Here is a 25,572-nt window from a genome sequence, read left to right on the forward strand (position 1 = left end):
AAAGTTTCCTCAATTATAATCCTTTTAACCTAAAAGCCGAGAAGTCTCCTTCCTCTTAGCCTTCCTTGCTCAGGGAGTGAGAGCGTAGGTGGGAGATGAATCGGTGGTTTTTGCCTTTGAAATATGCTGCAGAAAATGCTATAATGTAATCAGTAGTAGTATACAAAGGAGGTTGGAAATAAATGAAAATGGATAATAATAATCATTCAGTGTTTTTGATGTATTATCATCTTGTGCTAGTAATCAAATATAGACGAATGGTCCTTGACGATGCAGTATCTGAAAGAGCTAAAGAAATATTCGAATATATCGCAAAAAATTACAATATAACATTGYTAGAGTGGAATCACGACAGTGACCATATTCAYATACTGTTCAAGGCACACCCAAATAGTGAATTATCRAAGTTTATTAATGCTTATAAAAGTGCGAGYTCAAGRCTACTCAAAAATGAATTTCAGTCAATTCGTAAAAAATTATGGAAAGAATATTTTTGGTCAAGAAGTTATTGTTTACTTACAACTGGTGGCGCACCCCTTGAAGTCATCAAGAAATATATAGAAAGTCAAGGTGAAAAGCATTGAATAAAGCGTTCAAATTTAGAATATATCCAAATTCAGAACAAGAAGTGCTCATAGGTAAGACTTTTGGTTGTGTGCGTTTTATCTACAATAAAATGCTAGGCGATAAAATAGAATATTACAAGAGGACAAATCAAAAACTGAAAAATACCCCCGCACAATATAAAGCAGAATTTGAATGGCTAAGAGAAGTCGACAGTCTAGCACTTGCTAATGCSCAAATGAATTTGCAAACAGCCTATAACAACTTTTTTAGAAAGCCTAAAACAGGATTTCCTAAATTCAAGTCAAAACGAAATAATAACAAAAGTTATACAACTAATTTTGTAAATGGAAATATCAAGTTAGAAAATGGTTGTATTGTTTTACCAAAGCTTAAAGCTGTGAAAATCAAACAGCACCGAGCTATTCCTAAAGAATACAAACTTAAAGCTGTAACGGTAAGTCAAACTGCAACTGGGAAGTATTTTGCAAGTATCTTATATGAATATGAAGTGACTATAGAAACAGTTCAGCCTAAAACATTCTTAGGGTTAGATTTTTCCATGAAAGCACTTTTTCTATCTTCCGATGGCATATCAGCAGAGTATCCTAGRTATTACAGACAGTTGCTAGAACAACTCAAACGCGAACAAAAAAAGCTATCTCTGTGCCAAAAGGGCAGTAAAAATCGTAACAARCAAAGAATAAAAGTAGCGAAAATTCATGAGAAAGTGACGAACCAACGAAAAGACTTTTTACACAAGCAGTCAAAGCAGATCGCCGATGCTGTTGATGCGGTGTGTATTGAAGATTTGGACATGAAGGTGATGTCACAAGCGTTGAATTTTGGTAAAAGTGTTATGGATAATGGGTTTGGGATGTTCGTGTCTATGCTTAATTACAAGTTGATGGAACAAGGRAAACACCTCGTCAAAATTGACAAATGGTTTCCAAGTTCTAAAAAGTGTAGTGTTTGCGGGATAGTGAAGAAAACATTATTGCTTTCAGAGCGGACATATCATTGCGAAGATTGTGGCATGACAATGGATAGGGATTACAATGCAAGTATAAATATCAAAACKGAAGGTATACGCTTATTATTAGGGTAAACGAACTCATMGAACCGTGGGRCACACGGGGATAGCTTGCTTATGCTGTAGCCGTTAGGCTACTCGAACAAGAAGCCCCCACTTCTTCAAGTGGTGGGAGTATGTCACAGTTTGCTTATACACTTAAAAAGAGATTCGTTGAAACATATGGCAAATCAATTCTTTTTCAAGAGGAACGCTATTATCTATTTCCAACACCAGAGGTGATTGTAAATCTGAGTGTAGATGATTTAAAAAAGCTTCAATTCACAGGCCGTAAAGCTGAATATGTCATAGGGATTGCAAAATTGTTTTGTCAGGGGGAACTCGGTGAAAAAGAATTGAGAGAAATGGATTACTATGCCGAATTGAAGCGTAAATTTTTGAAAGTGAGAGGTATTGGAAACTGGACAGCGGATTATATCATGCTTAAATGTCTTAATATTAACGAAGCATTTCCCATTGCAGATGTAGGCATTCATAATGCACTTAAAGGCATCTTAAATTTAGCTCAAAAGCCAACGATTGAAGCGATTGAAATGATGTCAAAAGCTTGGGAAGGCAACGAGGCGTACATGACTTTTTATCTATGGAGGTATTTATATGACTGATTTTTATAGAGATGAAATGGAAACCCCTTTTGGAATCATAGAAATTATAAGCGAATCACCATATTTACTTAGGATTGATATCCTCAGAACAACAGAGGGTGAAAGACCTATCAATCCCAATGAAATCACAGAAAAGACTAAAAGACAATTGGATGAATATTTTGAAGGCAAACGCGTAGACTTTGACCTACCGCTTTCACCGCAAGGCACTGCATACCAAAAAAAAGTGTGGCAATATTTACTGGAGATTCCTTATGGCGTGACGATATCCTACAAGACATTGGCTTGTTGGACTGGCAATGAAAATGCGTCTAGGGCTGTGGGACATGCCAATAGTAAAAATCCAATTATGATTGTCATCCCTTGTCACCGTGTGATTGGAAAGAATGGCACTCTAACGGGATATGCAGGAGGCCTTGATGTTAAGCAATGGCTCATTGAACATGAACAAAAATTTGCCAATCTATAGAGGCTGTGATAATATCTCCTCAAGGGTTACGAAGTTAGCGAAGCGGACTGAGTATACGCTTTGATAAGCCGTTGATGATTACTTGATGGCTATAAAATTGAGAATGGAGATTGTTTATGTTTAAATTACCAAATTGCCCTAAATGCAACTGTGAATATACCTATGAAATGGGATCGGTTTATGTTTGCCCAGAATGCGCGTATGAATGGGCAATTGAACCCGTAGAGGGTGCTGAAACAGATGAGAAAATAATCAAAGATGCCAATGGCAATGTTCTATCAGATGGGGACTCTGTTACGGTTATTAAAGATTTAAAAGTTAAAGGGAGTTCATCTGTGCTTAAAATAGGCACAAAGGTTAAAAATATTAGACTTGTTGAAGGGGATCACGATATTGATTGTAAAATCGATGGATTTGGTGCTATGAAATTAAAATCGGAATTCGTTAAAAAAATATAATCTGTCCTTCTTTTTGATGCACGTGGAGTGTATTTTGAGACTGGAAAGGGTTAAAAAATAAGAGTGTGAGAAATGGCAGTGATGTGGCTGTGAATTTTGTGATGGTTGAAACCTAGTGAAATATTGGCAAACAAATTTGCGAAGCACAAGGAAACAATGATCGTGCTGAATATGGTAAAGGTTTATTGAAATACCTTTCTGAAAAATTGACTGATGAATTTGGAAAAGGCTTTACCATGACAAATTTGAGCGATATGCGTCAGTTTTACATAGCGTTTCCAAATTATCACGCACTGCATGATGAATTGAGCTGGACACATTATAGGATACTATTAAAAGTTGAAGATGTAAAAGCAAGACAATTTTATCTTGACGCATGTTCAAAATCCAATTGGAGTACAAGGCAACTTGAACGTCAGATTAATTCTTTTTATTTTCAACGGCTTTTATCAAGTCAAGATAAGGATAGTGTAAGAAACGAAATTCAAACACTTGAAAAGGGTGTTGATGTTAAAGACATCCTAAGAGCCCCCTATGTACTTCAATTTTTAGGACTTGAGCAGACTCCGAATCTTTATGAAAAAGACATAGAAAAAGGCTTAATTGATCATGCTTTACTCTATGAACCAACGCGCCAAGGTGTTACCTAGATTCCAAGAGTCTTTTTCTTCTATGTTCCCGCATCCAAGACAAAGTTCGGTTACAATGATGGACAATAGAATATACAGCAATACTGATCTTGCAAACCTGTTGATGGAAGCTGATCAAAAGAAAAATCTTATAGAAGCTGTAACGGCAGCATTAGTATGATAATGGCTGTTGCTGATCTAAACAATTAGATTCGCAACAGCTCTTTTAATGTGATGTTGGGATTCGTATATTGGTAATCGGTTTTGGGCTTCATGTGCTTAAATCGGATGGCTTCTTCGGGGCAATGATGTAGGCAAGAAAAGCACATCTCACATTTGTGATTCATTTGTGGATAGGTTGAAGATGTAGTAATGTTATCCACAGGACACACTTTTGAGCATAGACCACAGTTGGTACACTTCGCTTTATCAATATTAAGTTTATTAAATTCGAGGTAAGAAGTACTCAATTTTTGCATGAAACTACTGACAAGATGTGTGGCGATTTTTTGCGTTGGTAATTTACCTTTTTCATGATTCAGTAAGGACTGAATGGTTTTATCAATTTCGTGATCTGCATCTGTGAGCATTTGAGGCATTTTTGCCTTAGGTGTTGGGAAGATAATACTATTATCAGGCAGTACAAATGAAAAGGTACTTGAAACGCCGATATGACGTGCGTTCAAAATAGAAGTACAATTGGCAAGTGCATTGCCACCACCAGCACCATAATTGGCAATGAGAAATACATAGGGCTGATCTGAGAGTTCGATTTTTTCAAGAAAACGCTTCACAATTTTAGGGGCATCGTAAAAATAAACGGGAAATACAATACCAATATTTTGTGCGTTTGTCTTTACAGGGCTTTCTAAATTTAGAGAACCGATGGGGATCAACTTTGAATCTGAAAAAGAATGCGCGATTTTTTTAGCAATATAATAGGTGTTTCCTGTTCCTGAGAAATAGTAGAGTTCTGTACTCATATAACCTCCTTGTGCATTTAAATGCACGTATAATTTAGAAAATAAAGCGAATAAATCGCTCAATTTTGTAATGCAATGTTTAATCTTGTGGATCCTCTAAATAATTTTTGTAAGTCAAATGGTGTTCGTATAAATAATCATAAGTGTCATCACAGGTGTTTTTCAGAACAACTTTTATATCTGAAACCACGGCTTCCATCTTATAGAGAAAAGCCATTCCATCTAATTGATAATAATGATGTCTTGAAATTACGGTAAGAATTAAAAGGCCTTCTTCTTTCATCATTTTAAGATGTTTTGAGATCACAGAGCGATCTTGTGGAAAATGCTCCGAAATGGTGCTGATATCAGCAGGCCCGTTTAAAGCCAAAAACTTAATAATTTCCATCCGAATATTCTCACCAAGAATCTTGAAAATATCTTGTTGAAAAAGCTTATTCATTTGTTCAGGCGTTATCGCATTTTTTTCACAGTTTTCTCTTTTCATAATCGTATTATATATGCATTTATATGCACGTGTCAATGATTTGTTTTGAATAAGCGGGTTGATTCTATGGATACCCTAAAAGGTTCTTTTTAGAAGGGGATTGTGTGCTTAAAATTTGTTATAATGATAAAGAAATGTGCATAAACTTGATGAGGTGCGAAGATGAAAGTAGAAAGATTATTAAATATACTCATGTATTTAATCAACCGTAAAAAAGTCTCAGCAAATGCCTTAGCAGAACATTTTGACGTTTCTAAACGGACGATTCAAAGAGATATCGATCACTTGACACTTGCAGGGATACCCATATATTCGGAGATTGGAAGAGGTGGCGGCTATCAACTAATGGAGCATTTTAAAATGGACAAAAGCTATCTAAATGCATCTGAATCAAATCTTCTTTACACTTTTTTAGCAGATATAGAAAGAACGACGCCAAGTGATGAAATTCAAACTACATGTAATAAACTCATGGCACTTTTTCCTAAAGATACAGACAATGATAGACTCATTATCCAAATGATGCCCCAATTCAATCAAGAAAATTTTAGTGTGGTGTTTAAACAGTTAACGAAAGCGAGAGCTGAACACTTAAAAGTGACTATTGCAAAAAGCGCTTCAAAATAACATTTGAGCTATTTTAGATACTTCAAGTCATAAAGAGTGACATACAGTTGTCGTCATTTATAAATTAAAATGAATTAAGAGTCTAAATAGATTCATTATTTTTAAAGGAGAACGATCATGAAAATATGTCAAATATGTTTTGGAGAACTCAAATATGTTTGAATCTAGATGTGGTGTGCGCTGTGATATTTGTGAGCGCAAGGAACAAGTAAACTGTAAAGGGTGCACTAAAATGTCTGCGCCATTTTGGGGTGGAAAATGCGGTGTAAAATCGTGTTGTGAAGAAAAAGGCCATAATCATTGTGGCGAGTGTGACACGTTCCCATGTGAAATGCTTAGCAACATGGGGGTGGCACAAGGGTTTGATCCGTTACCCAAGATTGAGCAGTGTAAAAAATGGAAGTGTGAAAGTTGAAAGACTCTAATCAGTCTTTTGAATAAAACCAGACAGTTTAAGCCAATGTGGCATCTGTCTGGTTTTTATTTTTAAAATTGATATAATGAGAAGAAAAGGTCATCATGATTAGAACATAAAATAGGAGTGTTACCATGACAAAAAAGGCAAAAGAAATTAAGATCAATGTACCTCAAATACCTAAGAGTCTCCATGCAGTCAGTGTAGATGAAATTGGTTTTGAATCAGAAGAACTGATTGAATCCATAGATTGTTTTGAGGGGCGGTTAGAAAATCAAGAAAAGGATTGTGTCTACATTCGAAAATCTATTTTTAAAGATATTTCATTCAAGGGAACGCGGTTTCATAGACTGGATCTTCAAGATGTGATCTTCGAGAATTGTGATTTTTCAAATGTGGATTTTACGGATAGTATTATTCATAAAACGGTTTTTAAGGGCTGCAAGATTACAGGTGCCAATTTTAGCAATACGACTTTAATGAATGTCAAATTAGAAAATTGTAATGGTAAATATGCCAACTTTAGATTTGCGCAAATTAAAAAATCGGCATTTGAAAATTCGAATCTGGACTTATCCGATTATCAAAATGCCGTATTTGATGAAGTGTGGTTAGAAAAAACCAGTTTTAGAGAAAGCCAGTGTTCAGGGGCCAAACTCAACGGCCTTGATTTTAGAACGTGCGATATAGAAGGCTTAGGTGCTCGAATAGAAGATTTAAAAGGTATTGTTATCACGGCTGTTCAAGCGGTGTCTATTGCTAGAATTTTGGGCGTTGTCATCAAAGATTAAATAAGTTGCTATTTTCAATTAGAGATTCCTGAAACATATGAGTCTTATTATGCTGTTCTTAAATGTGGATAAGTTCACCATCAGCTGGAATTATAAACGAGCCCTCTATATTGTCTGAATGTGAGATCAGATAATCTTTTAGATTTGTTCTTGTTGTAAGGCAGTGATTAAGCGCTTCGAGATGTGTACAAATAAGAGTGGCTTTAGATGCTCTAAGGCGAATCGATTGAACATCTTCCGGTGTCAATGTGATGGGATCGCCCACATTAAAACGTGCACCACCAGTAAAAGCAAGAATAAGTTCAGGTTTATAGTCGTCTAGTGTTTGAGCAATTGCATCATAGTAAATGGTATCCCCAGTGAGATATAACGTCGGTTGATGAGAGCACTTGAGAATATAACCAGAGCTGGTGCCCATAAGATTTGCAATTTCTCCTGTACCATGTTGCCCAGGCACTCTTGTAATTTCAACGTTGCCAATCGTGATAGAGGTCTCTATGGGATAAAGATTGTGAAAGCCCATGGCTTTAAATTTAGAAGTATCTTGAGGCTGACATATTAAGCCCATGTCTTTTGGAAGAAGATGCTCTGCATAATCATCAAAATGATCCTGATGGGAATGTGTTACTAGGCAAAAATTGGGAAATTCAATTTGATCAAGTTTTATGGGAAAATCAACTCTTGGATTGCGGTACTCATTCGGACTGCTTTGAATGGGTGGCTTATCTTCTTTTGGCGCCAGCATAGGGTCGAGTAAAAAAGTGAAGTCACTGTAAGTTAACAGGCCAGTGGCATGTCTAAAATGTTTATAAATCATTCTATTCCTCCTAAGTCGTTGTAAAAGCCTTCTGATTTGATAAAATAAAAGTGTTACATAAGTATATTTTATTGTATGATCCGATTCTGATAAAGAGGCTTGTGAAAATGATGAAGGTTGTTTGTTTTCAGAGTGAAAGGATATAAGGTATATAGGTATGTTGAAAGGATATGAAAATGATATTAGATACCATAGATGAAAAATTGATTGCACTTTTAAGAGAAAATTCGAAATTGAGTTATAAAATATTAGGTGAAAAGGTTCATATGACAGGTCAAGCTGTGGGACTTCGCGTGAAACGGCTTGAAGATGAAGGCGTCATCAAGCGTTATATGATAGATACAAGTGCTAAAGAAATGGGAACGCTGATTGCTTATGTTACCTTGACGATGAAGACTCAGGAACATCAGAAGGTTAAATCATTTGTGATGCAGCATTCTGAAATTATAGAAGCATCACGAATCAGTGGAGAAGGCTGTTATCTTTTTAAATGCGAGTTTAAAGATCACGAGTCACTTAATGCATTTTGTGATGGCGTTCTTCTATTTGCAAATTATAGAGTCAATATTGCCACGGATCGGATTAAATGATTAGAGAATGCAGTAGAAATAAATGTGGATAAAAATTTTAGATAAAGACTTTTAGGATAAGGATTCTTAAGATGAGGAATGGGAGGTAGACAGATGCAAGTATTAAAAGTAGGCATTATAGGATACGGTCTTTCTGGTAGGGTTTTCCATGGCGCGGTCATAAAAGGCGTGGATGGGTTTGAGGTCACCAAGATCGTCACTTCCGATCCGGTTAAGAAAGCGCAAGCACTTGTAGATTTTCAAGGTGCTGAGGTTGTGGCGTCGGCTCAGGAAGTTATGGATGATCCTCAGATCGATTTAGTGATCGTGTGCACACCTAATACAAGCCACAAGCCTTTGGCAGAAGAAGCACTTCGCAAGGGCAAACATGTGGTGATTGAAAAGCCATTTACAGTGACACTTGAAGATGCTGTTGAACTCATGGTGGTCGCTAAGGAAATGAATAAATGCTTATCCGTGTATCAAAATCGTCGATTTGACAGTGATTTTAAAACGTTAAAGCGCGTTATAAATGAAAATAGACTAGGTCGCATAGTAGAATTTGAATCTCATTTTGATCGATTTAGAAACCAGTTTAAAGGCAATGCTTGGCGAGAAGATGCGCATCCGGGGTCTGGTACATTGTATGACTTGGGATCACATTTAATAGATCAAGCGCTCTGTCTCTTTGGACTTCCAAATGAAGTTTATGGTGATATAAGATCTCAACGACGTGGGGTTGTTGACGATCAATTCGAAGTGATTTTATATTACGATGAACTCAAAGTGACTCTAAAGGCAGGGAATTTGGTCAAAGAACCCTGGCCGCGTTATATGCTCATCGGCACAGAGGGAACATTTGTGAAATATGGCTTAGATATACAAGAGTCTGCATTAAGGGAAGGTGCAATTCCTTCTAAAGGTCAATGGGGTCAGGAACCAGAACCGCTTTATGGTATTTTAAATACGCTAGAGTCAAGAGAGACGGTTATCAGTGAAAAAGGTGATTATCGTGAGTACTATCAGGCGATTTATGAGTCAATCGTAAACAATGCGCCTCTCCCTGTAACGGCTGAAGAAGGCGCAAATGTTATCAAAATTATACAGGCCGCAATTGAGAGTGATCGCCTAAAGCGACGTGTAGAGTTATAAAACTAAGTTCTATAGAATTTTATAGAATTGAGTTCTATAGAACCGTAACACGCTTTAATGAGTAACTTTCATATATTTTTTCAATTATAATTTTTTCTAGAATTTCGACCAGATGGTAGACTTCTTCATAGGAAACATAAAGTGCTACAGGTGCTAGGCGGATGACATTGGGTTCTCTATAGTCTGGAATGATGTTTAAATCCCTGAGTGCAAGGCTTATACGATAGCCTTCAGGATGTTCAAGACAGACATGGCCACCTCTTTGATGATCTGCTCTTGGATTGCCGATGGTATAGCCTAGAGCGGTTAATTTGCTATCGACAAGGGACATGAGATAAGCGGTGATATTCAAAGATTTTTCTCTAATGGCGTCCATACCAATCACATTAAATAGATCAAGCATGGCATCCAGTGGCGCCATGGATAAGATATGCGGTGTACCGAGTAGAAGACCGTTTGCATCATGATCTTGCTCAAAATCATGGCTTAATAGAAATTGTGTGTCGTCTTGATTCCCAAACCACCCTTTTAGGCCAGCACTGATACCAAAGTGTTTTCGGTTTATATACAGTCCTGCTACGGCACCAGGACCTCCGTTGAGATATTTATAAGAGCACCAGACGGCGAAGTCGGGTTTGGCCGCTTTAAAGTCATGTGGTACTGCACCAATGGAATGGGCGAGATCCCAACCGATGATGATGCCTTTTTCATGGGCAGCATCGGTTATTTTTTTTAAGTCAAGAAGTTGAGCGCTGCGATAGAGCACGGCGGGTAATAGAACTAAAGCAACATCCTCTTTAAAAGTGCCTATAATGGTTTCCACGTCTAAGGTACGACCATCTTCGCTTTGAATGGTAATTAGAGTTTCATCCACGCGATACCCTAAGAGTTCAATGATGCTTTTAGTGGCGTATATATCAGTGGGAAAATTGAGTGCATCTACAACGATTTTATATTTTGTGGTTGTGGGTTTATAGAAAGTTGCAAGTGCTTGGTGAATGTTAGAAGTAATACTACCCATAATGGCGATCTCATCAGAGTCGGCGTTGAGTAGCGGCGCTAACTTTTCTGCAATGCGCCTAGAATAGTTAAAAAAACGACCATTTTGAGTGCCCCATATTTTAATACCTTCGTGTTTCCATACATCAAAAGCTTCTAAAAGACCTCTTTCGGCGTCTTTGGAGCAAAGGCCTAGAGAATTACCGTCCATATAGAGTTCACCCTCAGTTATATAAAAGTGATCTCGAATTTTAAATAGAGGGTCCTCGGCATCTAAACGTTTTGCAAACTCACGATCTGTTTCAAATAGTCTCTTCATATTCAACCTCCTGTTAGCTATTATCTATAAGTTAATGTTAACATTAAAGTCGTGTGATCTACCATACTAAAACGTCTTTATAGAGCTTAAAAAACCGACGTTTTGAATTGCTTTTGTGTTCAAAAGTTACAAGTCGTCAGAGCTTTAAAGGGCGATGTGTAAGCGGTGAGTGGAGTACAACTGAAGTCACCACATGGCACACTTTTGTAAGTTCAGATAAAAAGAGGTTCATTTCTTCAATGTTTGGCATACAGGCTTTTGCAAAGTAATTGGTTTTGCCAGTGACACAGTGAATTTCTATGATATAGGGGTTCGCTTTAAGCTGTTCCACGATTTGGTCACTACTGACTTTAAGATCACTGATGGTCATAAAAAAGACGACGTTTTGGCTCAACTTTTGAGTAGATAATAGTGTTGTAAATTTATCGATTACACCAGATTCTATGAGTTTTGAAAGCCTTTCGCTGACACTGGGTCTTGAGAGGTTTATTTTTTTTGAGAGTTCTGTGATGGAGATTCTAGAATTTTCTTGTAGAAGCCTGAGTATTTCATAATCTAAAGTATCCATAATGATCACCTCATTAATATATTTATGAATTGCGAGTTAGAGTGTCAAAATTCAAAAGCCAAAAGTTGAACAATCACCTACCAGATGATGTCGTTTACGGGGAGTACGCGATACAGCATAGGGTAGAGGGTTTATGCGAAACGGACGTTCATACTCTAACCGTTGCTCAAATTATATCATTTTATCGATCTGGAAGGAAATTATATAGAGTACTTTTGCTTTTAGATTGTTATAACCTTCAGGTAACCATTATTGACATATGCCCATAAAAGAGTACAATAAAATTGTAAAAGGGTATGTTTTGATGACTGTTGAGGCGTATGAGACTATCCGACTCAAAACACATATTTTTTATAAAAGAGGAGCCTAATTATGCATATTAAATGTCTGATAGAGAATACAACTCTGTATGATCGTTACGAAGCTGAACATGGTTTAAGTCTTTATATTAAAACTGAAAAGCATCATTTATTGTTTGATTTTGGAGCAAGTCCCCTTTTTATAAAAAATGCCAGTCAAATGGATGTGGATTTAGCACAAATTGACTTAGGCATTCTATCTCATGGACATTATGATCATGGCGGTGGATTGGAGGCATTTTTAAGATTGAATGAAACGGCAAAAATTTGTGTGAATCAGAAGGCTTTTGAAAAGCATTATTCAAAAAGAACAGAACAGGGTATCGTGAACATAGGTTTAGACAACAAATTAGCAGAAAATAATCAAATTTGTTATATTGGGGGAATGTTCGAAGTCGATGAAGAAATTCTCATTTTTTCAGATGTTAAGGATCAAAAATTAGTACCGAAGGGCAATCAATCTATGTTCATTGACAGCAAGGATGGCGCCTATCTTCCAGATGGGTTTTTACATGAGCAAAATTTGATTATTGAAGAAAATGGCAAAACTGTCCTCATAGCGGGTTGTGCTCATAGGGGCATTATTAATATTGTAAATCGGTCAGCTGATTATATTGGTAAAATGCCGGATGTAGTCATTGGTGGATTTCATCTTCATAGCAGAGAAGAGAGTCAATGTGAAACAGAAATGAGAATTGAACAATTGGGAGGGCTACTTCTTCAAACAGGTGCTCAATATTATACTTGTCATTGTACAGGCGTCAAAGCCTATGAAATTTTAAAAAATATCATGGGTGATAAAATGAATTATTTTTCCACAGGTCAAACAATAAATCTATAGATCTGATGAGCATAAGAAATGAGACGTGCTCAAAGAAGGTGATAGGATGGAAATAAATGAAAATATGTTTGGTAATTTAGGCAAAACAAAAGCGGACAGCTGTGATTGCCCGCATATTGTCACCATTTATTAGACAAGAGGGTTCATAAGTATCCTTATGAACAAGCCTAAAGAGATTTGCCTTTTTTAAGGGCGTTTAGCAAGCGTTATCGAGTAAAACCTAAAAATCCATTTTGACGACGTTGCTTGATTTCTTGTAGCCATCACATAAATAGGTAATTGCAATATAGTAAGTTTTACCTTTTTCAAATTTAGAAAAATCACCACTACCGTATAAGTCATCTTTGTTAATGGTGATGCTGTTGTCATCACGATCGGTAATATATTTGAAATAGCCATTATCGGGATACATAGGGGTGGTATCTGTTTGAGATGCCACTACTTTGTATCCTTGAAAACAATCTGATTGAGCAATTGTCCACTTAAGTTCAATCGAATCTCCCTTATTTTCTGCTTGGAGCGTCAATGCATTGTCTTGGTTATAATCGTTATTGCTTGTGCTTGGCGTATTTGGAATAGTGACAGTGATTACGTTGCTAGGGACTTTTTTATCTTTATAGACTGCAGTGATGCTGAAGTAGTACGTCTGTCCAGCTTCAAACTTGGAAAATTCGTTGCCGTCATATGAAGAACCCGCTTTAATCAATGCTGTGGTATTGTTTTTATCTGTAATCCATAAAGCGTACCCATTTTCAGGATAAGCAGGTGTACTGTCTGTTTTAGAAGCCACAACTTTGTAGCCTTCAAAATCTGGGTGCGTTATTTTATCCCATTTTAGAACAACGGCGCTATTGGTTTTGTTATTGCCATATGCGTTACCATTGCCATATGCGTTACCATTGCCATATGCGTTACCATTACCGTTGTTTCCAGCGCGGTCAAACTCATAGGAAAGTGTTGTAGCATAATAAGTTGCGTCAGGATTTGTGTTGACATCCTCATCAAAAGTAACTTTCTCCTCGCCATCAAAAGTAATTTTCTCGGCTTTGATAACATTCATAAGAAGTGAAGCCGCTTCAGCTCGCGTTAATGATCTCTGAGGATAGAAGTATTTCTGAGTGCCAATCGTTTCTCCGATCATCAAATTGTTGTTGATTGCAGAAGCGACAAAGACTCTGAGATTGTTGGAGATGCTGTTTTGATCCGCATAGAGAGATAAAACTGCTTCTGTATCCGTATTTTTATCTAGAGCTTTAATAAGTGCCACTGCCATGTCTTCTCTGACAGAAGCTTCATAGGGTTTGAACGCATAACCTGTAGTGGTTTTATAACCTGTTAAGAAATTCTTTGAGGCTTCTACATAGGGAATTGCCCAAGTTTCTGTGTTCATGTCTGAAAATGAAGACGTTGCATTTAAATTGATTTGGAGTTTTAAGGCTTTGACCATCATCGTCGCAAATTCCACTCGGTTTACTGTGTTGTTCGGTCTAAAGGTACCATCTGGATAGCCACTGATAATCCCATAGGTTTTCATAGTCTTAATAGCGTCATAAGCATAATGTGTCGAATTGATATCTGAAAATATGATTTCATCCGTGTTGGTTGTGGCAAAAACTGGGATGCACATAGAAATAGCCAGCACTAAAATGAGTGCCGATTTAAAAAAAGTTTTCATGTTTCTCCTCCTTTGGTATTGCCAGGGGATCATAAGCGCTTGGCAATAATGTATGTTTCTAAATACATTATATCAGTGGCGAGGTTCATAAAGCGTAAAGTCATCGTAACGTAATCATCGCTTAACACATCTGAAATGAAGCTTGGGCCTACTCAAACCACTGTACTAAGAGGATCTGGGCTCATAGTACTAGCAGGTCTCCCAAATTTAAAATCGATGGTTTTGACCGCACGAAATGTCCTGTATCCATTTATTTTTTAGTTTATAATAAAGAGGACCGGTCAATAAATACAGGAGGTTTCAAAGGTGAAATTTTATCTTCAAAAATCAATTGAGTTCATAGACGCTCATATTAGTGACCCTCTTAATCTAGACCTAATCGCAGATCATGTTGGATTTTCAAAGTTTTATTTAAACCATATGTTCAACATATACACAGGGCTTTCGATCATGGCGTATGTTAGAAAAAAGAAACTGGAGTATGCACTGGATGAACTGAAAACAGATAAGCGCATTGTGGACATTGCACTTGACATTGGTTATGCCTCTGAACGTGCTTTTTCAAGGGCGATTTATAACGCTTATGGACATTCTCCAAATTATTTTAGGAAAAAAGAGGTTTTAAAAACAAGGCGTCTAGTGATCTATGATTTGAACTTAAGCGCCAATGAAGAGCGAATACTTGCGAATTTCCCTCCAGGTTTTGAAACAGTAACACAAAATTTGACTGCGGAAGGTATTAAAAAGATGAAAAAGTATTTAAGTGACGTAAGATATGAGCTTATGGATAAAATGGTGGTGTTCAGTGGCACAATGATTGGCAATGAACCAGAAGATGCCATCATAGGGCTTATGAATCAATTTGCAAAAACCTATGACATAACACCCCTTAGAGCGTTTGGATTTGATGTTCCTGTTGAAGGTAGCGAGGATGTCACGAGGTTTAGAGGTTATGAATATTGGCTTTCTGTTGATGAATCCATGCTAGATAAACTACCAAGTCCAGATGCAACAGAAATTGAATTTGAGGGAACTCAGATTAAGGTCAAGCGCATCCCCGCTTATCGCTATGCAGCTTTGAGAATTGAAGATCCAATGCTTGATCCCTTTGAGCGCATAGGAACGGGATGGCAATATCTAGTGAGCTGGCTTGAAGATCATGAGTTTAAAGCGCCTGATTTTGTCAGATGTGATCTGGCAAATTGTCTTGAGGAAGTCAAGGAAATAGGTGGTGTAACCGTTATGGATATTTATGTGCCAGTGGACACGCAATAAAGACTGTAAAGAAGATAGAAACTCCGTTTGTTGTCTGCGAGCGGAGTTTCTGTTGTATACAAGAGATGTTGACATTGTTAGTTTTATTCATCTCATGTATAATGACACTAATCACATGTGAAATTCTTCTTATAACACTTGAGGAGATGTCCTCCACTTCTCAAAGTGGGGGTTCATATTCCTAATTCAGTGGGAGTCCAAACTCCCACTGAATGCAATCCGATAGGATTGTGCAAGTGTTACGAAGGTAGCGAAGCGGACTGAGTATACGCTTTGATGCGTTAATAAATGAAGCTCAAAAGCAAACATACATATATTGTAAAATGTGCATAAACAGAAAAGAGGGCATATGAAAGAGAAGTTTTTAATAGGTGAACTGGCAAAGATGTTTAATATCAGTACGGACACTTTAAGGCATTATGATCGTATAGGGCTTTTAAAACCAGAATGCGATCCCAATAATGATTACAGATACTATGATATTAGAAGCTTTTTCAAACTCAGTCGAATTCTCTTTTTTAAAAATTTAGACATTTCGCTAGAAGAGATTAACCGCTATATGAAACATAAGAATACGAGCAATTTGGTGAGTCTACTCAAGAAGAAAGAAGACGAAATTGACCATAAGATCAACAGGCTCATGAATCTGAAAAATAAAATCCAGACAAAACTTGAGTTACTTGAAAACATCAACAGCGAACTCGATGAAATGAAGATTAAAAGAATCCCCGCAAGACGAGGCATTTTTTTAGACATGAATGATGTGGAGAGTGACTATGAGATCAAGAAAGCGTTTAAGGCAAACGAACAGTATCTCAAGACCAGCTCGTGGCTGATTGAAGGTCAGATTTATACGTCTCTATCTAAGGAAAATATGGATCAAGGCATTTTTACGAGGTTTAGATATTTTATTGAAGTCGTTTCTGTGGATTCTGATCAATTATCTCAAACCATTGAAATTCCAGAGCAAGATTGTGCCTGTATCACTTTTGAAGGCCCTTATTGTGAGATGGCAAAGTACTATGCAGTGCTCACAAGCTGGATTTATGAAAATGGCTATGTCATCGCAGGAGACTCTATTGAAAAGAATATTGTGGATTATGATTTTTCGGATTCAGAATATGAATATGTCTCGGAGATACAGATTCCGATAAAAAGTGTGATCGATAATTCAGAAATATAACGGTTAGATCAACTTTCGACAGACAATGATTTTTTCAAAAAGTGCGTGTAATCACATCTTAAATAAACAAATGGCCTTATAATGAAAGAAAAACGGAGGTCGTTATGACAAATTATAAGACGTTTAAGCAAGGCAATTGGTCGGAAAATATAGATGTAAAAAATTTCATCAATCTTAACTATACACCTTATGAGGGCGATGATCAGTTTCTCGCAGGCAAAAGTGATAAGACAAAAGCGGTATGGCGCGAAGCAGAAGCGCTGATCAAAGAAGAGATTGAAAAGGGCATCATTGGTATCGAAACAAGTCTTTTTTCAGGGATAAATCAATACAAAGCGGGTTATTTGGACCGTGATAATGAAGTGATCGTAGGCTTTCAAACAGATGAGCCCTTAAAACGTATCATGAACCCCTATGGTGGTTTTAGAATGTTAGAATCATCGCTGGAAGCTTACGGCTATGAAATGCCAAGTGATATGTCCAACCATTTTCAGGCGTACAGAAAAACGCATAATCAAGGCGTGTTTGATGCTTATACAAGTGATATGAAACTTGCCAGAAGTGTGGGGCTCCTTACGGGCCTGCCAGATGCATATGGCCGTGGTCGAATTATCGGAGATTACAGAAGAATTGCACTATATGGTATAGATGCACTTATTAAGGATAAGCAAAAGGATTTTAAGGCACTGGAAGATGAGATGGCAACTGAAAAAATCATCTTATTGAGAGAAGAAATCACTGAGCAAATAAGAGCATTAAAAGAAATTAAAGCGATGGCAAGTGAGTATGGCGTGGATATTTCGGAGCCAGCTCAGAATGCTCAACAAGCTGTTCAATTTTTCTACTTTGGCTATTTGGCAGCGGTAAAAGAAAATAACGGTGCAGCAATGTCGCTCGGTAGAAATACCACTTTTTTAGATATTTACATCGAGCGAGATATCGCTTTAGGCTTATTAGATGAAGTTGGTGCTCAAGAATTGATTGATCAACTGGTGATCAAGCTCAGAATGGCGAGACATCTTAGAACGCCAGATTATAACACGCTTTTTGCTGGAGACCCCACTTGGGTTACAGAGTCAATCGGGGGTATGGGTGAAGATGGTAGGACACTTGTCACTAAAACAGCCTTTAGATTTTTAAACACACTTACAAATCTAGATCCAGCACCAGAACCAAACATGACAGTGCTTTGGTCAAAGGCATTACCAGAAACTTTTAAAACTTATTGTGCGAAAATGTCCATTCAAACGGGTGCTATACAGTATGAAAACGATGACCTTATGAGACCGATTTATGGTGATGATTATGGCATTGCCTGCTGCGTATCCCCAATGAGAATTGGTAAAGAAATGCAATTCTTTGGTGCCAGAGCAAATCTTGGAAAAGCGTTATTATACAGTATTAATCAAGGCTATGATGAACTTAAAAAAGACAAGTTGAATGCGCCAATCAAGGTTATAGACGGTATTGAGCCAATCAAAAACGATGTTTTAAACTATGATGAGGTCTATGCTTCTTATAAAAAAGTGCTTACAAAACTGGCAAGACTTTATGTCAACACCATGAATACCATCCACTTTATGCATGACAAATACGCTTATGAAAAAGGTCAAATGGCACTTCATGATACGCAGGTAGGGCGCTATATGGCATTTGGCGTAGCAGGTATTTCACTTGTGGCGGATTCGTTAAGTGCGATTAAACATGCGAAAGTTACGGCTGTTCGAGATGAAAATGGGATCACGACTGGATTTGATATCCAAGGCGACTACCCAATGTATGGGAACGACGATGATCGAGTTGATCTGATCGCTAAGGATATTGTCACTTTATTCAGCAATGAAATTCAAAAGCATAAGACTTATAGAGAGTCTTCTCAGACAATGTCTGTCCTGACAATCACTTCAAATGTGGTCTATGGTAAAAAAACAGGTGCAACACCAGATGGTCGATTGAAAGGGGAACCTTTTGCACCAGGGGCGAATCCGATGCACGGTAGAGATCACATGGGTGCACTTGCATCCCTTAATACGGTGGCAAAACTGCCTTTTGAGAACATCTGTCAAGATGGTATTTCAAACACATTTTCTATTGTGCCTGCGGCTCTTGGCAGAACGGAAGATGTGAAGTATAAAAACTTATACAGTATACTGGATGGCTATTTTACAAAAGGTGCATTTCACCTCAATGTAAATGTGCTATCGAGAGAATTACTCATAGATGCAATGAACAACCCTAGTAAATATCCAACGTTAACCATCCGTGTTTCAGGATATGCAGTACACTTTAACCGCTTGACAAAAGAGCAAAAGGAAGAAGTCATCAACCGTACTTTCCACGATCGGATGTAGATGAAAGAGGGGTGCCCTATGAAAACGACGAAAGAAGGTTTGCAAATCGAACTGGATTTAAATAACCATCACAATAGAGAGGTTTACAACACTGAAATTAGCGGTAGCCTCCATTCTATTGAAACCATGGGACTTGTGGATGGACCCGGCATTCGGACGCTCTTTTTTCTTCAAGGATGCCCGCTTAAATGTCAATATTGTCACAATCCAGATTCACAGCATTTTATGGGTTCAAAGCATATTACAGTGGCAGAAGTTGTTGAAATTGCAAATCGATATCGAGAGTATTATGAGGCTTCAGGTGGCGGCGTGACCTTCTCTGGAGGGGAACCTTTAATGCAAGGGGCTTTCTTGGCAAAAGCCTTAAAAGCCCTTAAAGATCAAGGGATCACCACTTGCGTGGACACCTCTGGATATGGCGTTAAAAAATATTATGCAGATATTTTGAGATACACGGATACACTTTTATTGGATATCAAGCATGTGACGGATGAACAGCATTTAAAATTGACAGGCAGAAATATGTCTGGTATTTTAAGCTTTATAGAAGCGCTTAAAGAAAATCGCTTTAAAGGCAATGTGGTGATCCGTCATGTGATGGTTCCAGGAGAGACGGATCATGTGAAGCATATGGAGCGCTTGCTTGAACTCATAGCACCCATTGAGAAAAACATTGAAAAAATAGAGATTTTACCGTATCATAAGAGTGGGATTGAAAAATATTCTCAATTAGGGTGGACATATGAACTTGAAAATGTCCCAGCTATGGATCCGGCGGTGGCAAGTGAATTTGAAGTGCTGATTAATCAGAAATTAAAAGTACGTCAGAAGTTGAAAAAAGCCGTTTCCTAATGAAACTTATGATAAAGATAGGATAAATATGGAAAAGATTATTCGATGCAATCGTGTCAATTGTATAAAATGTGGCAAGATGCTCTGCATTAACAATATCCCTTTGCTGTCGTCATTGACGGATGAGGAAGCAAGGCTTATCTCGCAAGGGGTTTCAAGTGATGCCTATAAAAAAGGCGATGTGATTTTTGCACAAGGTCAAAAAGCCAATAAACTGTACATTATTTGTTCAGGCAAAATGAAGATTTTTAAGAATTCACTTGATGGTAAAGAACAAATTTTATATATCCTGTCAGCAGGGGATTTTATCGGTGCCTTTAACTTGTTAAAAGAAGATGAATTTGATTTTAATGCAGTGGCGATTGAAGATACTCAAATCAGCACACTTGAGAAAGCAGAATTTGATAAAATCGTCATTACGAATCCTCAAATTACGCTTAAAATATTTGAAAAAGCTTATGAACGGATCATTAAGGCAGAGGCCTTAGTAGAAAGGCTTTCGAGCAAGAGTCCAGATGCTAAAATCGCAGGCTTACTCATCGATTTAGTGGAAGACTTTGGTCATAAAACTGAAAAGGGCATTTTACTGGAGCTGTCTATTAGTCGTGAAGAAATGGGAAGCTATGCAGGAATCACACGTGAGACGATGTCTAGAAAACTTCAACTCTTTCAAGAATTGGGCTTAATCCAGCTTGAAGGGGTCAAGAAAATTCTGATTTATGATGTCAATAAACTCAAGACGATGATATAAATAAAAGAAATGGGGTACTAGTTTCTAAAGGAGGATTTAACAATGGATCAAGTATTTTTAAAAATGAGTCCGTTGGGTTTCGTCTGGGAAACTCAGGACCCTTTTTTATATTGTGTGCACCATAGAGATGAATATCCCGAGGGCAATTCATCCCTTGGACCCAAAGCTTCTCTTGAAGGGCGAATTCTAGGCGAGGACTTTGATGAACGCAATCCGTGGAAGATGTATCATGGTAGAAATGTACCAGGATTTCCAGAACATCCCCATCGTGGTTTTGAAACGGTCACAATCGTTCTTGAAGGCCATGTAGATCATTTTGATTCGGCGGGCGCATCTGGTAGATATGGTGATGGTGACGTTCAGTGGATGACAGCGGGAAGCGGTCTCCAACATGCGGAGATGTTCCCTTTGATCAAAGAAGACGATCAAAATCCGCTTCACTTGTTTCAAATTTGGCTCAACTTGCCGAAGAAAGATAAATTTGTTGAGCCACACTATAAAATGCTTTGGCATGAGACCATTCCTAAAATTAAAAAAGTCGATGAAAGTGGCAATACATCTGAAATTATTTTAATTGCAGGCACATTTGACGGCGAGGTGGCAGTAAGTCCAACGCCAGATTCTTGGGCGGCAAAACCAGATCATAATCTCTCCATTTGGATTGTGAAGATGGATGCTGACGCGAAATTAATAATTGAAAACAGCTCAGAAACCATTAACCGAAGTCTATATCTCTATAAAGGGCATGAACTTATGGTGAATGAGTCCGTCCTTAAATCGAATCATTGTGGCCATCTAAAACCGTTAGAAACCATTGAAATTCAAAATGGTAAGGAAGCTTCCGAATGGCTGTTGCTTCAAAGTGAGCCGATCAACGAACCCGTGGTTCAGTATGGACCGTTTGTCATGAATACGGAACAAGAAATACAAGAGGCGTATCGGGATTATCGCAATACGCGATTTGGCGGCTGGCCATGGGAAAGACCTGATCCTGTGCACTCTAAAACCACACCTAGGTTTGCAAAATATGCAAATGGCATTGAACAATTTCCAAAATAGGTTAAATCTCAAAATCCCAAAATCCCATGTATGAGGGCGCGATGTAAGAAAGCGTTGATACGTGGGATTGTTTTTATCCACAAATACGGTGGATAAATTGTGGATAATCGAAAAAACAAAGTATATACATTGTATAATATGTTGTTGACTGAACACGTGAAGTCTTGTATTTACAGTGATTTCACAACCTTTTGAAGCGTCTATTGCTCATTTTGTGCATTTTTATGAACAAGATTTGTTTTAGTGGTTTCAAGGTTATGTGAATAGCAGATTTCCATACTGAGAGGTGCACTGGTAATCCCTAATTTTGTATACTAAAAACGCTATTGAACTCGAGGATGTTATCTGGTAGATATTTGATGAAAAATAAAATTTTAGTTTCATTAGTTGATAAAAACAGTCCTGAAATGCAACAACTTAAGAAAGCAATAAAGGACAATGATAGTAAGCACATGCACATCCGTTATATGGTTATTTTCAATCATCTGGAGGGTTACACAAACAAAGCAATTGCCAAAACTCAAAACCTTGTTGGACATACGGTTGGAACTTACGTTAAAGCATACAACCAAAACGGTCTTGAGGGTCTTCCTTGGGTAGAAGTACTGGTAAACCTAAGTTTCTTAATGACGATCAAGAAAAAAAGCTATTTGAAGTAGTCACAACCAAAACACCTAACGAAGTGGGATTTGAAAACAGAAAGAATTGGGATTGCAATTTGATTGCTCATTGGATTTTGAATACTTATGGCGTAAAGCTTTTAGGAATACTAGACTATGAAACTGGGCGAATAATCTGCAGCGAAGAAGAGCGCTATGATGTTCATCCCTTTCTTCGATTCTTGTGAAAAGTTATGCAAAATTATCCTACTGGAAAAATTGTGATGATCCTTGATAATTCAAGGATTCATCATGCAAAACTACTGCACCCATTCTTGGAAAAGCATGCAGATAGGCTGACTTTAATGTACTTCCCCCTATAGTCTACAATCGAATTTAATCAAGGGACTCAGGGGGTGGTTAAAAAACGACAGGATCAACAATGCGTTTTTATCCATCTGTTCAAGCCATCAAATTAGTTGTTAGAGCGTTTATTAAGCGTGTGAATACAACTCCAGATGCAGTAATTCAAAGATTGTAATTTAAATTGTAATAACATTATCACGATTTATGTAGTTATTTGACAAAAATAACAAAATTAATTTTTAATTCCATCTGATGTAAATTATTATTCGCGATTTATATAGGTGATTTTTAAATGAACTGAATGTTATGTTCTTCATAACAACTTTACTCTAGCAGTTATATATAAGCGCGTAATTTCATATAAGAACGAAAGAAAAATAAAAAACCATAAGCCAATTAGAATTACTTTGGTTTATGGTTTTCTATGTAATAGTTTGCAGCCCGCAGCAAGACTCGGGTAGATTGACTAAGTTAATAAAAAAATATTTTGAATACATTTCTATATGAACCTGAATTTTACAATTATCTTTTGCTTTTTAAAAAATTTACAATTAGATAGATAATTCCTAATAATAAAGCAGTGTTAATTATTTGAAAAATAATAGTAGCCCAAAATGCCTCCATTATACAAACCTCCTTTAAGTTGACATATCTCTTAACAAGAGTATAATATAAATTGTGAGCTTTGTACATAGATTATATTTGATTCAAGGAGGATCAAAATGAAAAAAATATTAATATGTTTTTTATTGATTTTAACTCTTTCGGTTCCAGGCTTTGCTGATGGAAATAGCAGTACGGAAGTCATTGACACAAGTGCAATTAACCTAGAGAGAATCAATTTCTTGCCAGATGGTGTGACACCTATTGAAATCAATTCACAAAAAGAATTTGATGAATTTGTTAAAAAAGCAACTGCAGAAACATATACCAATAGCAAAAGTGTGATTAAAATCATTCCTAGGCTATATTCTGGATCAAGTACTAGCGTTTCTGTAAGTACATCTAAGCTTATGGGTGGTGTTATTTATTTAAATTTAAATGCAGTAATTGACGTTTATATCAATGGCAGTTTTGGACAAATAAATGGGTATAACGCATGGACCTCTTTGACTGGATATACGGTAGGGACCACATGGACAGAAAATTATATTAAGCCTAACATTTCAGCTGATAAACAATCGATAACTCTAACTTCATATGGAACACTCAAGCACTATCTTCTTATTAGTGGGGTTGTGGAAATGTGGAGTGAAGACACGAACATTTCTTTATCTTATCATTTATAGTCAAAACTATTTAAAAAGTATAACTTAAGAAATATAATTTAAAAAACAAAGTTTACATATTTAGCACCCTAAAATAAGGGTGCTTTTTATAATTAGAACACTTTGCACAATAAAAAATTCAGGGTATAGGGACGTTAACAAAAAAGTTTCACAATTGAAATAGTATGAAATCTTTTTAGTGCTATAATAAGTGCTATAAATGGAAGTGCCATTTAATTTTTAAATGAAAGGATGTTAAAGATGAGACAAGATGAAAGCAAAAAATATTTTATGATCAAGAAGTCTTTGGTTCTGTTCTTGGTTTTTATGTTGCCTTTATCAGCCTTTATGGGCGGCATATTAGGCGCAGGTTTCGTGACAAAATCAGAACCTCAAGGCGCAAGTGTGGTAACAGATTTGAATTTAACACCTATGAAAGTCAGCAGTATCGCGTTAGAAGGGGGTATCCCTGCTGTGGCAAAGACGGCAATGCCATCGGTAGTTGGCGTAGCCACAACTTCAATTCATGAAGATTGGTATTATGGCACATATAAAGGCGAAAGCGTTGGAACTGGCGTTATTGTCGACGAAAGAGGCTATATTCTTACGAATTCTCATGTGGTGAACGATGGTAATGCAGAGGCAGTAAAGGTATTGCTCTATGATGGTACTTCAAAAAACGCGGAAATTCTTTGGAATGATGCCGTTTTAGATTTAGCCGTATTGAAAATTGAAGGCAAAAATCTGCCCGTGGCATCTCTAGGCAATTCGGATGATATCGTAGTAGGTGAAACGGCGATCGCCATAGGCAATCCGCTGGGCTTAACTTTTGAAAGAAGTGTCACTGCGGGCATTATCAGTGGCCTCGAGCGCACAATACCCGTAAATGAAAACTATAATATTGAAGGATTAGTACAAACAGATGCTTCTATTAATCCTGGAAATAGTGGCGGACCACTGCTCAACATTAAAGGAGAGGTCATAGGGATCAATACGGCTAAAGTACAATCGGGTGAGGGCCTTGGTTTTGCAATTCCCATCAATATTGCAAAGCCTATTGTAGATGAGTTTATTATGAAAGGTGAATTTACTAAAGTTTATCTAGGGATTAAGGGCGTAAACGTGTATCAATATATAAGGACTTATGGCAATGACTTAGGCACTGAAACAGGTGTTTATGTCTATGATGTCGTAAGTGATTCCCCAGCAAACTACGGTGGTATTATTTCTGGTGATGTGATCGTAAGCATTGGTGATACGCCTATAAATACAATTACCAAGTTGACGAGACAGTTATACAGTTATAGACCTGATGATGTCGTGCATGTAAAAGTCATTAGAGAAGGGAAACCGGTCGACTTGAAAGTGATTTTAAAAGGGGAACCACGCTAAAGGCGTTTAAAATTAAAGGTGTTTATTTTAGGTAAGATTTGGATTAAGACCTAAAA

General features: G+C 37.2%; 29 protein-coding genes. 23 read left to right on the plus strand and 6 right to left on the minus strand.

Annotated elements, in window-relative coordinates; genetic code table 11:
- Nucleotides 1-182 precede the first annotated feature (182 nt).
- The 7 genes from tnpA (at nucleotide 183) to F3D3_RS24185 (ending at nucleotide 3,999) form a co-directional block, all read left to right on the plus strand.
- The gene (gene tnpA, locus F3D3_RS14295; RefSeq protein ID WP_069870250.1) at nucleotides 183-584 is read left to right on the plus strand and encodes an IS200/IS605 family transposase; all 402 of its coding nucleotides are present in this window, start codon (nucleotides 183-185) and stop codon (nucleotides 582-584) included.
- The gene (locus tag F3D3_RS14300) at nucleotides 581-1,672 is read left to right on the plus strand and encodes an RNA-guided endonuclease TnpB family protein (RefSeq protein ID WP_069870248.1); all 1,092 of its coding nucleotides are present in this window, start codon (nucleotides 581-583) and stop codon (nucleotides 1,670-1,672) included. The genes tnpA and F3D3_RS14300 overlap by 4 nt, the downstream gene beginning before the upstream one ends.
- A gap of 101 nt (nucleotides 1,673-1,773) precedes the next feature.
- A complete protein-coding gene (locus F3D3_RS14305) occupies nucleotides 1,774-2,262 on the plus strand; it encodes a DNA-3-methyladenine glycosylase (RefSeq protein ID WP_069874971.1) in 489 nt (162 codons plus the stop codon).
- Nucleotides 2,255-2,731: a methylated-DNA--[protein]-cysteine S-methyltransferase gene (locus F3D3_RS14310; protein WP_069874972.1), complete on the plus strand. Its 477-nt coding sequence runs from the start codon at nucleotides 2,255-2,257 to the stop codon at nucleotides 2,729-2,731. The genes F3D3_RS14305 and F3D3_RS14310 overlap by 8 nt, the downstream gene beginning before the upstream one ends.
- Before the next feature lie 116 nt (nucleotides 2,732-2,847).
- Nucleotides 2,848-3,189 (plus strand): zinc ribbon domain-containing protein YjdM, encoded by a 342-nt coding sequence (locus F3D3_RS14315; RefSeq protein WP_069874974.1) that lies wholly within the window; start codon nucleotides 2,848-2,850, stop codon nucleotides 3,187-3,189.
- Nucleotides 3,190-3,323: 134 nt separating this feature from the next.
- Nucleotides 3,324-3,839: a DUF1016 N-terminal domain-containing protein gene (locus F3D3_RS14320; RefSeq protein WP_069874976.1), complete on the plus strand. Its 516-nt coding sequence runs from the start codon at nucleotides 3,324-3,326 to the stop codon at nucleotides 3,837-3,839.
- A 22-nt stretch (nucleotides 3,840-3,861) separates the two neighbouring features.
- Complete coding sequence (locus F3D3_RS24185; RefSeq protein WP_175438384.1) at nucleotides 3,862-3,999, plus strand: hypothetical protein; 138 nt, start codon at nucleotides 3,862-3,864, stop codon at nucleotides 3,997-3,999.
- A 25-nt stretch (nucleotides 4,000-4,024) separates the two neighbouring features.
- Here the strand turns inward: F3D3_RS24185 and F3D3_RS14325 are convergent, their stop codons facing one another.
- Both F3D3_RS14325 and F3D3_RS14330 read right to left on the minus strand, forming a co-directional pair.
- Entirely contained in the window at nucleotides 4,025-4,801 is a 777-nt protein-coding gene (locus tag F3D3_RS14325) for an EFR1 family ferrodoxin (protein WP_069874977.1), read from the minus strand.
- A 79-nt stretch (nucleotides 4,802-4,880) separates the two neighbouring features.
- Nucleotides 4,881-5,288: a helix-turn-helix transcriptional regulator gene (locus tag F3D3_RS14330; protein ID WP_069874979.1), complete on the minus strand. Its 408-nt coding sequence runs from the start codon at nucleotides 5,286-5,288 to the stop codon at nucleotides 4,881-4,883.
- Nucleotides 5,289-5,450: 162 nt separating this feature from the next.
- Here F3D3_RS14330 and F3D3_RS14335 point away from each other — a divergent pair, with 162 nt between their 5' ends.
- The 3 genes from F3D3_RS14335 (at nucleotide 5,451) to F3D3_RS14345 (ending at nucleotide 7,121) form a co-directional block, all read left to right on the plus strand.
- Nucleotides 5,451-5,915 carry a YafY family protein gene (locus tag F3D3_RS14335; RefSeq protein WP_069874981.1) on the plus strand — a complete coding sequence of 155 codons (465 nt, stop codon included), beginning with the start codon at nucleotides 5,451-5,453 and terminating at the stop codon, nucleotides 5,913-5,915.
- Between the two features lie 154 nt (nucleotides 5,916-6,069).
- Complete coding sequence (locus F3D3_RS14340; RefSeq protein WP_069874983.1) at nucleotides 6,070-6,330, plus strand: DUF3795 domain-containing protein; 261 nt, start codon at nucleotides 6,070-6,072, stop codon at nucleotides 6,328-6,330.
- Between the two features lie 134 nt (nucleotides 6,331-6,464).
- Nucleotides 6,465-7,121: a pentapeptide repeat-containing protein gene (locus F3D3_RS14345; RefSeq protein WP_069874985.1), complete on the plus strand. Its 657-nt coding sequence runs from the start codon at nucleotides 6,465-6,467 to the stop codon at nucleotides 7,119-7,121.
- Nucleotides 7,122-7,179: 58 nt separating this feature from the next.
- Here the strand turns inward: F3D3_RS14345 and F3D3_RS14350 are convergent, their stop codons facing one another.
- Complete coding sequence (locus tag F3D3_RS14350) at nucleotides 7,180-7,938, minus strand: MBL fold metallo-hydrolase (protein ID WP_069874986.1); 759 nt, start codon at nucleotides 7,936-7,938, stop codon at nucleotides 7,180-7,182.
- Nucleotides 7,939-8,108: 170 nt separating this feature from the next.
- Here F3D3_RS14350 and F3D3_RS14355 point away from each other — a divergent pair, with 170 nt between their 5' ends.
- Nucleotides 8,109-8,528 (plus strand): Lrp/AsnC family transcriptional regulator, encoded by a 420-nt coding sequence (locus F3D3_RS14355; RefSeq protein ID WP_207645382.1) that lies wholly within the window; start codon nucleotides 8,109-8,111, stop codon nucleotides 8,526-8,528.
- Nucleotides 8,529-8,621: 93 nt separating this feature from the next.
- Nucleotides 8,622-9,659, plus strand: a complete 1,038-nt coding sequence (locus F3D3_RS14360) for a Gfo/Idh/MocA family oxidoreductase (protein ID WP_069874988.1) — start codon at nucleotides 8,622-8,624, stop codon at nucleotides 9,657-9,659.
- A gap of 34 nt (nucleotides 9,660-9,693) precedes the next feature.
- Here the strand turns inward: F3D3_RS14360 and kynU are convergent, their stop codons facing one another.
- Nucleotides 9,694-10,977 carry a kynureninase gene (gene kynU, locus F3D3_RS14365; protein WP_069874990.1) on the minus strand — a complete coding sequence of 428 codons (1,284 nt, stop codon included), beginning with the start codon at nucleotides 10,975-10,977 and terminating at the stop codon, nucleotides 9,694-9,696.
- A gap of 136 nt (nucleotides 10,978-11,113) precedes the next feature.
- The gene (locus F3D3_RS14370; protein ID WP_069874991.1) at nucleotides 11,114-11,545 is read right to left on the minus strand and encodes an Lrp/AsnC family transcriptional regulator; all 432 of its coding nucleotides are present in this window, start codon (nucleotides 11,543-11,545) and stop codon (nucleotides 11,114-11,116) included.
- 372 nt (nucleotides 11,546-11,917) lie between these two features.
- On the opposite strand from F3D3_RS14370, the gene F3D3_RS14375 reads away from it, so the two are divergent.
- A complete protein-coding gene (locus F3D3_RS14375) occupies nucleotides 11,918-12,745 on the plus strand; it encodes an MBL fold metallo-hydrolase (protein ID WP_069874993.1) in 828 nt (275 codons plus the stop codon).
- A gap of 220 nt (nucleotides 12,746-12,965) precedes the next feature.
- On the opposite strand, the gene F3D3_RS14380 is transcribed toward F3D3_RS14375, so the two are convergent.
- Nucleotides 12,966-14,420: an S-layer homology domain-containing protein gene (locus F3D3_RS14380; protein WP_069874995.1), complete on the minus strand. Its 1,455-nt coding sequence runs from the start codon at nucleotides 14,418-14,420 to the stop codon at nucleotides 12,966-12,968.
- A 306-nt stretch (nucleotides 14,421-14,726) separates the two neighbouring features.
- Between F3D3_RS14380 and F3D3_RS14385 the strand changes: the two genes are divergently transcribed.
- The 10 genes from F3D3_RS14385 to F3D3_RS14425 all read left to right on the plus strand — a co-directional run bounded on the left by F3D3_RS14385 (nucleotide 14,727) and on the right by F3D3_RS14425 (nucleotide 25,516).
- Nucleotides 14,727-15,695, plus strand: coding sequence for an AraC family transcriptional regulator (locus F3D3_RS14385; protein ID WP_069874997.1), 969 nt, complete (start codon nucleotides 14,727-14,729; stop codon nucleotides 15,693-15,695).
- Nucleotides 15,696-16,044: 349 nt separating this feature from the next.
- Nucleotides 16,045-16,878, plus strand: a complete 834-nt coding sequence (locus tag F3D3_RS14390) for a MerR family DNA-binding transcriptional regulator (protein WP_069874998.1) — start codon at nucleotides 16,045-16,047, stop codon at nucleotides 16,876-16,878.
- A 104-nt stretch (nucleotides 16,879-16,982) separates the two neighbouring features.
- Nucleotides 16,983-19,229 carry a formate C-acetyltransferase gene (gene pflB, locus F3D3_RS14395; RefSeq protein WP_069875000.1) on the plus strand — a complete coding sequence of 749 codons (2,247 nt, stop codon included), beginning with the start codon at nucleotides 16,983-16,985 and terminating at the stop codon, nucleotides 19,227-19,229.
- An 18-nt stretch (nucleotides 19,230-19,247) separates the two neighbouring features.
- Complete coding sequence (gene pflA, locus F3D3_RS14400) at nucleotides 19,248-20,081, plus strand: pyruvate formate-lyase-activating protein (protein ID WP_084389064.1); 834 nt, start codon at nucleotides 19,248-19,250, stop codon at nucleotides 20,079-20,081.
- Between the two features lie 28 nt (nucleotides 20,082-20,109).
- On the plus strand, nucleotides 20,110-20,832 hold the full coding sequence (locus tag F3D3_RS14405) for a Crp/Fnr family transcriptional regulator (RefSeq protein WP_069875002.1): 723 nt from the start codon (nucleotides 20,110-20,112) through the stop codon (nucleotides 20,830-20,832).
- Nucleotides 20,833-20,874: 42 nt separating this feature from the next.
- Nucleotides 20,875-21,891, plus strand: coding sequence for a pirin family protein (locus tag F3D3_RS14410; RefSeq protein ID WP_069875003.1), 1,017 nt, complete (start codon nucleotides 20,875-20,877; stop codon nucleotides 21,889-21,891).
- A gap of 359 nt (nucleotides 21,892-22,250) precedes the next feature.
- Entirely contained in the window at nucleotides 22,251-22,550 is a 300-nt protein-coding gene (locus tag F3D3_RS25205) for a helix-turn-helix domain-containing protein (protein WP_069875005.1), read from the plus strand.
- A gap of 194 nt (nucleotides 22,551-22,744) precedes the next feature.
- The gene (locus tag F3D3_RS25210; protein WP_084389066.1) at nucleotides 22,745-22,873 is read left to right on the plus strand and encodes a transposase; all 129 of its coding nucleotides are present in this window, start codon (nucleotides 22,745-22,747) and stop codon (nucleotides 22,871-22,873) included.
- 705 nt (nucleotides 22,874-23,578) lie between these two features.
- Nucleotides 23,579-24,145, plus strand: coding sequence for a hypothetical protein (locus F3D3_RS14420; protein WP_069875006.1), 567 nt, complete (start codon nucleotides 23,579-23,581; stop codon nucleotides 24,143-24,145).
- Nucleotides 24,146-24,385: 240 nt separating this feature from the next.
- Nucleotides 24,386-25,516, plus strand: coding sequence for a S1C family serine protease (locus F3D3_RS14425; RefSeq protein ID WP_242877142.1), 1,131 nt, complete (start codon nucleotides 24,386-24,388; stop codon nucleotides 25,514-25,516).
- Nucleotides 25,517-25,572: the final 56 nt, after the last annotated feature.

The organism is Fusibacter sp. 3D3 (assembly GCF_001748365.1).
Lineage (GTDB): Bacteria > Bacillota > Clostridia > Peptostreptococcales > Acidaminobacteraceae > Fusibacter_A.

What these genes read in the sequence shown, in the direction of transcription:
- F3D3_RS14305 (WP_069874971.1), top strand. Translation starts at nt 1,774, where the DNA reads ATGTCACAGTTTGCTTATACACTTAAAAAGAGATTCGTTGAAACATAT.
- F3D3_RS14310 (WP_069874972.1), top strand. Translation starts at nt 2,255, where the DNA reads ATGACTGATTTTTATAGAGATGAAATGGAAACCCCTTTTGGAATCATA.
- F3D3_RS14315 (WP_069874974.1), top strand. Translation starts at nt 2,848, where the DNA reads ATGTTTAAATTACCAAATTGCCCTAAATGCAACTGTGAATATACCTAT.
- F3D3_RS24185 (WP_175438384.1), top strand. Translation starts at nt 3,862, where the DNA reads ATGTTCCCGCATCCAAGACAAAGTTCGGTTACAATGATGGACAATAGA.
- F3D3_RS14325 (WP_069874977.1), bottom strand. Translation starts at nt 4,801, where the DNA reads ATGAGTACAGAACTCTACTATTTCTCAGGAACAGGAAACACCTATTAT.
- F3D3_RS14330 (WP_069874979.1), bottom strand. Translation starts at nt 5,288, where the DNA reads ATGAAAAGAGAAAACTGTGAAAAAAATGCGATAACGCCTGAACAAATG.
- F3D3_RS14335 (WP_069874981.1), top strand. Translation starts at nt 5,451, where the DNA reads ATGAAAGTAGAAAGATTATTAAATATACTCATGTATTTAATCAACCGT.
- F3D3_RS14340 (WP_069874983.1), top strand. Translation starts at nt 6,070, where the DNA reads ATGTTTGAATCTAGATGTGGTGTGCGCTGTGATATTTGTGAGCGCAAG.
- F3D3_RS14345 (WP_069874985.1), top strand. Translation starts at nt 6,465, where the DNA reads ATGACAAAAAAGGCAAAAGAAATTAAGATCAATGTACCTCAAATACCT.
- F3D3_RS14350 (WP_069874986.1), bottom strand. Translation starts at nt 7,938, where the DNA reads ATGATTTATAAACATTTTAGACATGCCACTGGCCTGTTAACTTACAGT.
- F3D3_RS14355 (WP_207645382.1), top strand. Translation starts at nt 8,109, where the DNA reads ATGAAAATGATATTAGATACCATAGATGAAAAATTGATTGCACTTTTA.
- F3D3_RS14360 (WP_069874988.1), top strand. Translation starts at nt 8,622, where the DNA reads ATGCAAGTATTAAAAGTAGGCATTATAGGATACGGTCTTTCTGGTAGG.
- kynU (WP_069874990.1), bottom strand. Translation starts at nt 10,977, where the DNA reads ATGAAGAGACTATTTGAAACAGATCGTGAGTTTGCAAAACGTTTAGAT.
- F3D3_RS14370 (WP_069874991.1), bottom strand. Translation starts at nt 11,545, where the DNA reads ATGGATACTTTAGATTATGAAATACTCAGGCTTCTACAAGAAAATTCT.
- F3D3_RS14375 (WP_069874993.1), top strand. Translation starts at nt 11,918, where the DNA reads ATGCATATTAAATGTCTGATAGAGAATACAACTCTGTATGATCGTTAC.
- F3D3_RS14380 (WP_069874995.1), bottom strand. Translation starts at nt 14,420, where the DNA reads ATGAAAACTTTTTTTAAATCGGCACTCATTTTAGTGCTGGCTATTTCT.
- F3D3_RS14390 (WP_069874998.1), top strand. Translation starts at nt 16,045, where the DNA reads ATGAAAGAGAAGTTTTTAATAGGTGAACTGGCAAAGATGTTTAATATC.
- pflB (WP_069875000.1), top strand. Translation starts at nt 16,983, where the DNA reads ATGACAAATTATAAGACGTTTAAGCAAGGCAATTGGTCGGAAAATATA.
- pflA (WP_084389064.1), top strand. Translation starts at nt 19,248, where the DNA reads ATGAAAACGACGAAAGAAGGTTTGCAAATCGAACTGGATTTAAATAAC.
- F3D3_RS14405 (WP_069875002.1), top strand. Translation starts at nt 20,110, where the DNA reads ATGGAAAAGATTATTCGATGCAATCGTGTCAATTGTATAAAATGTGGC.
- F3D3_RS14410 (WP_069875003.1), top strand. Translation starts at nt 20,875, where the DNA reads ATGGATCAAGTATTTTTAAAAATGAGTCCGTTGGGTTTCGTCTGGGAA.
- F3D3_RS25205 (WP_069875005.1), top strand. Translation starts at nt 22,251, where the DNA reads ATGAAAAATAAAATTTTAGTTTCATTAGTTGATAAAAACAGTCCTGAA.
- F3D3_RS25210 (WP_084389066.1), top strand. Translation starts at nt 22,745, where the DNA reads ATGCAAAATTATCCTACTGGAAAAATTGTGATGATCCTTGATAATTCA.
- F3D3_RS14420 (WP_069875006.1), top strand. Translation starts at nt 23,579, where the DNA reads ATGAAAAAAATATTAATATGTTTTTTATTGATTTTAACTCTTTCGGTT.
- F3D3_RS14425 (WP_242877142.1), top strand. Translation starts at nt 24,386, where the DNA reads ATGAGACAAGATGAAAGCAAAAAATATTTTATGATCAAGAAGTCTTTG.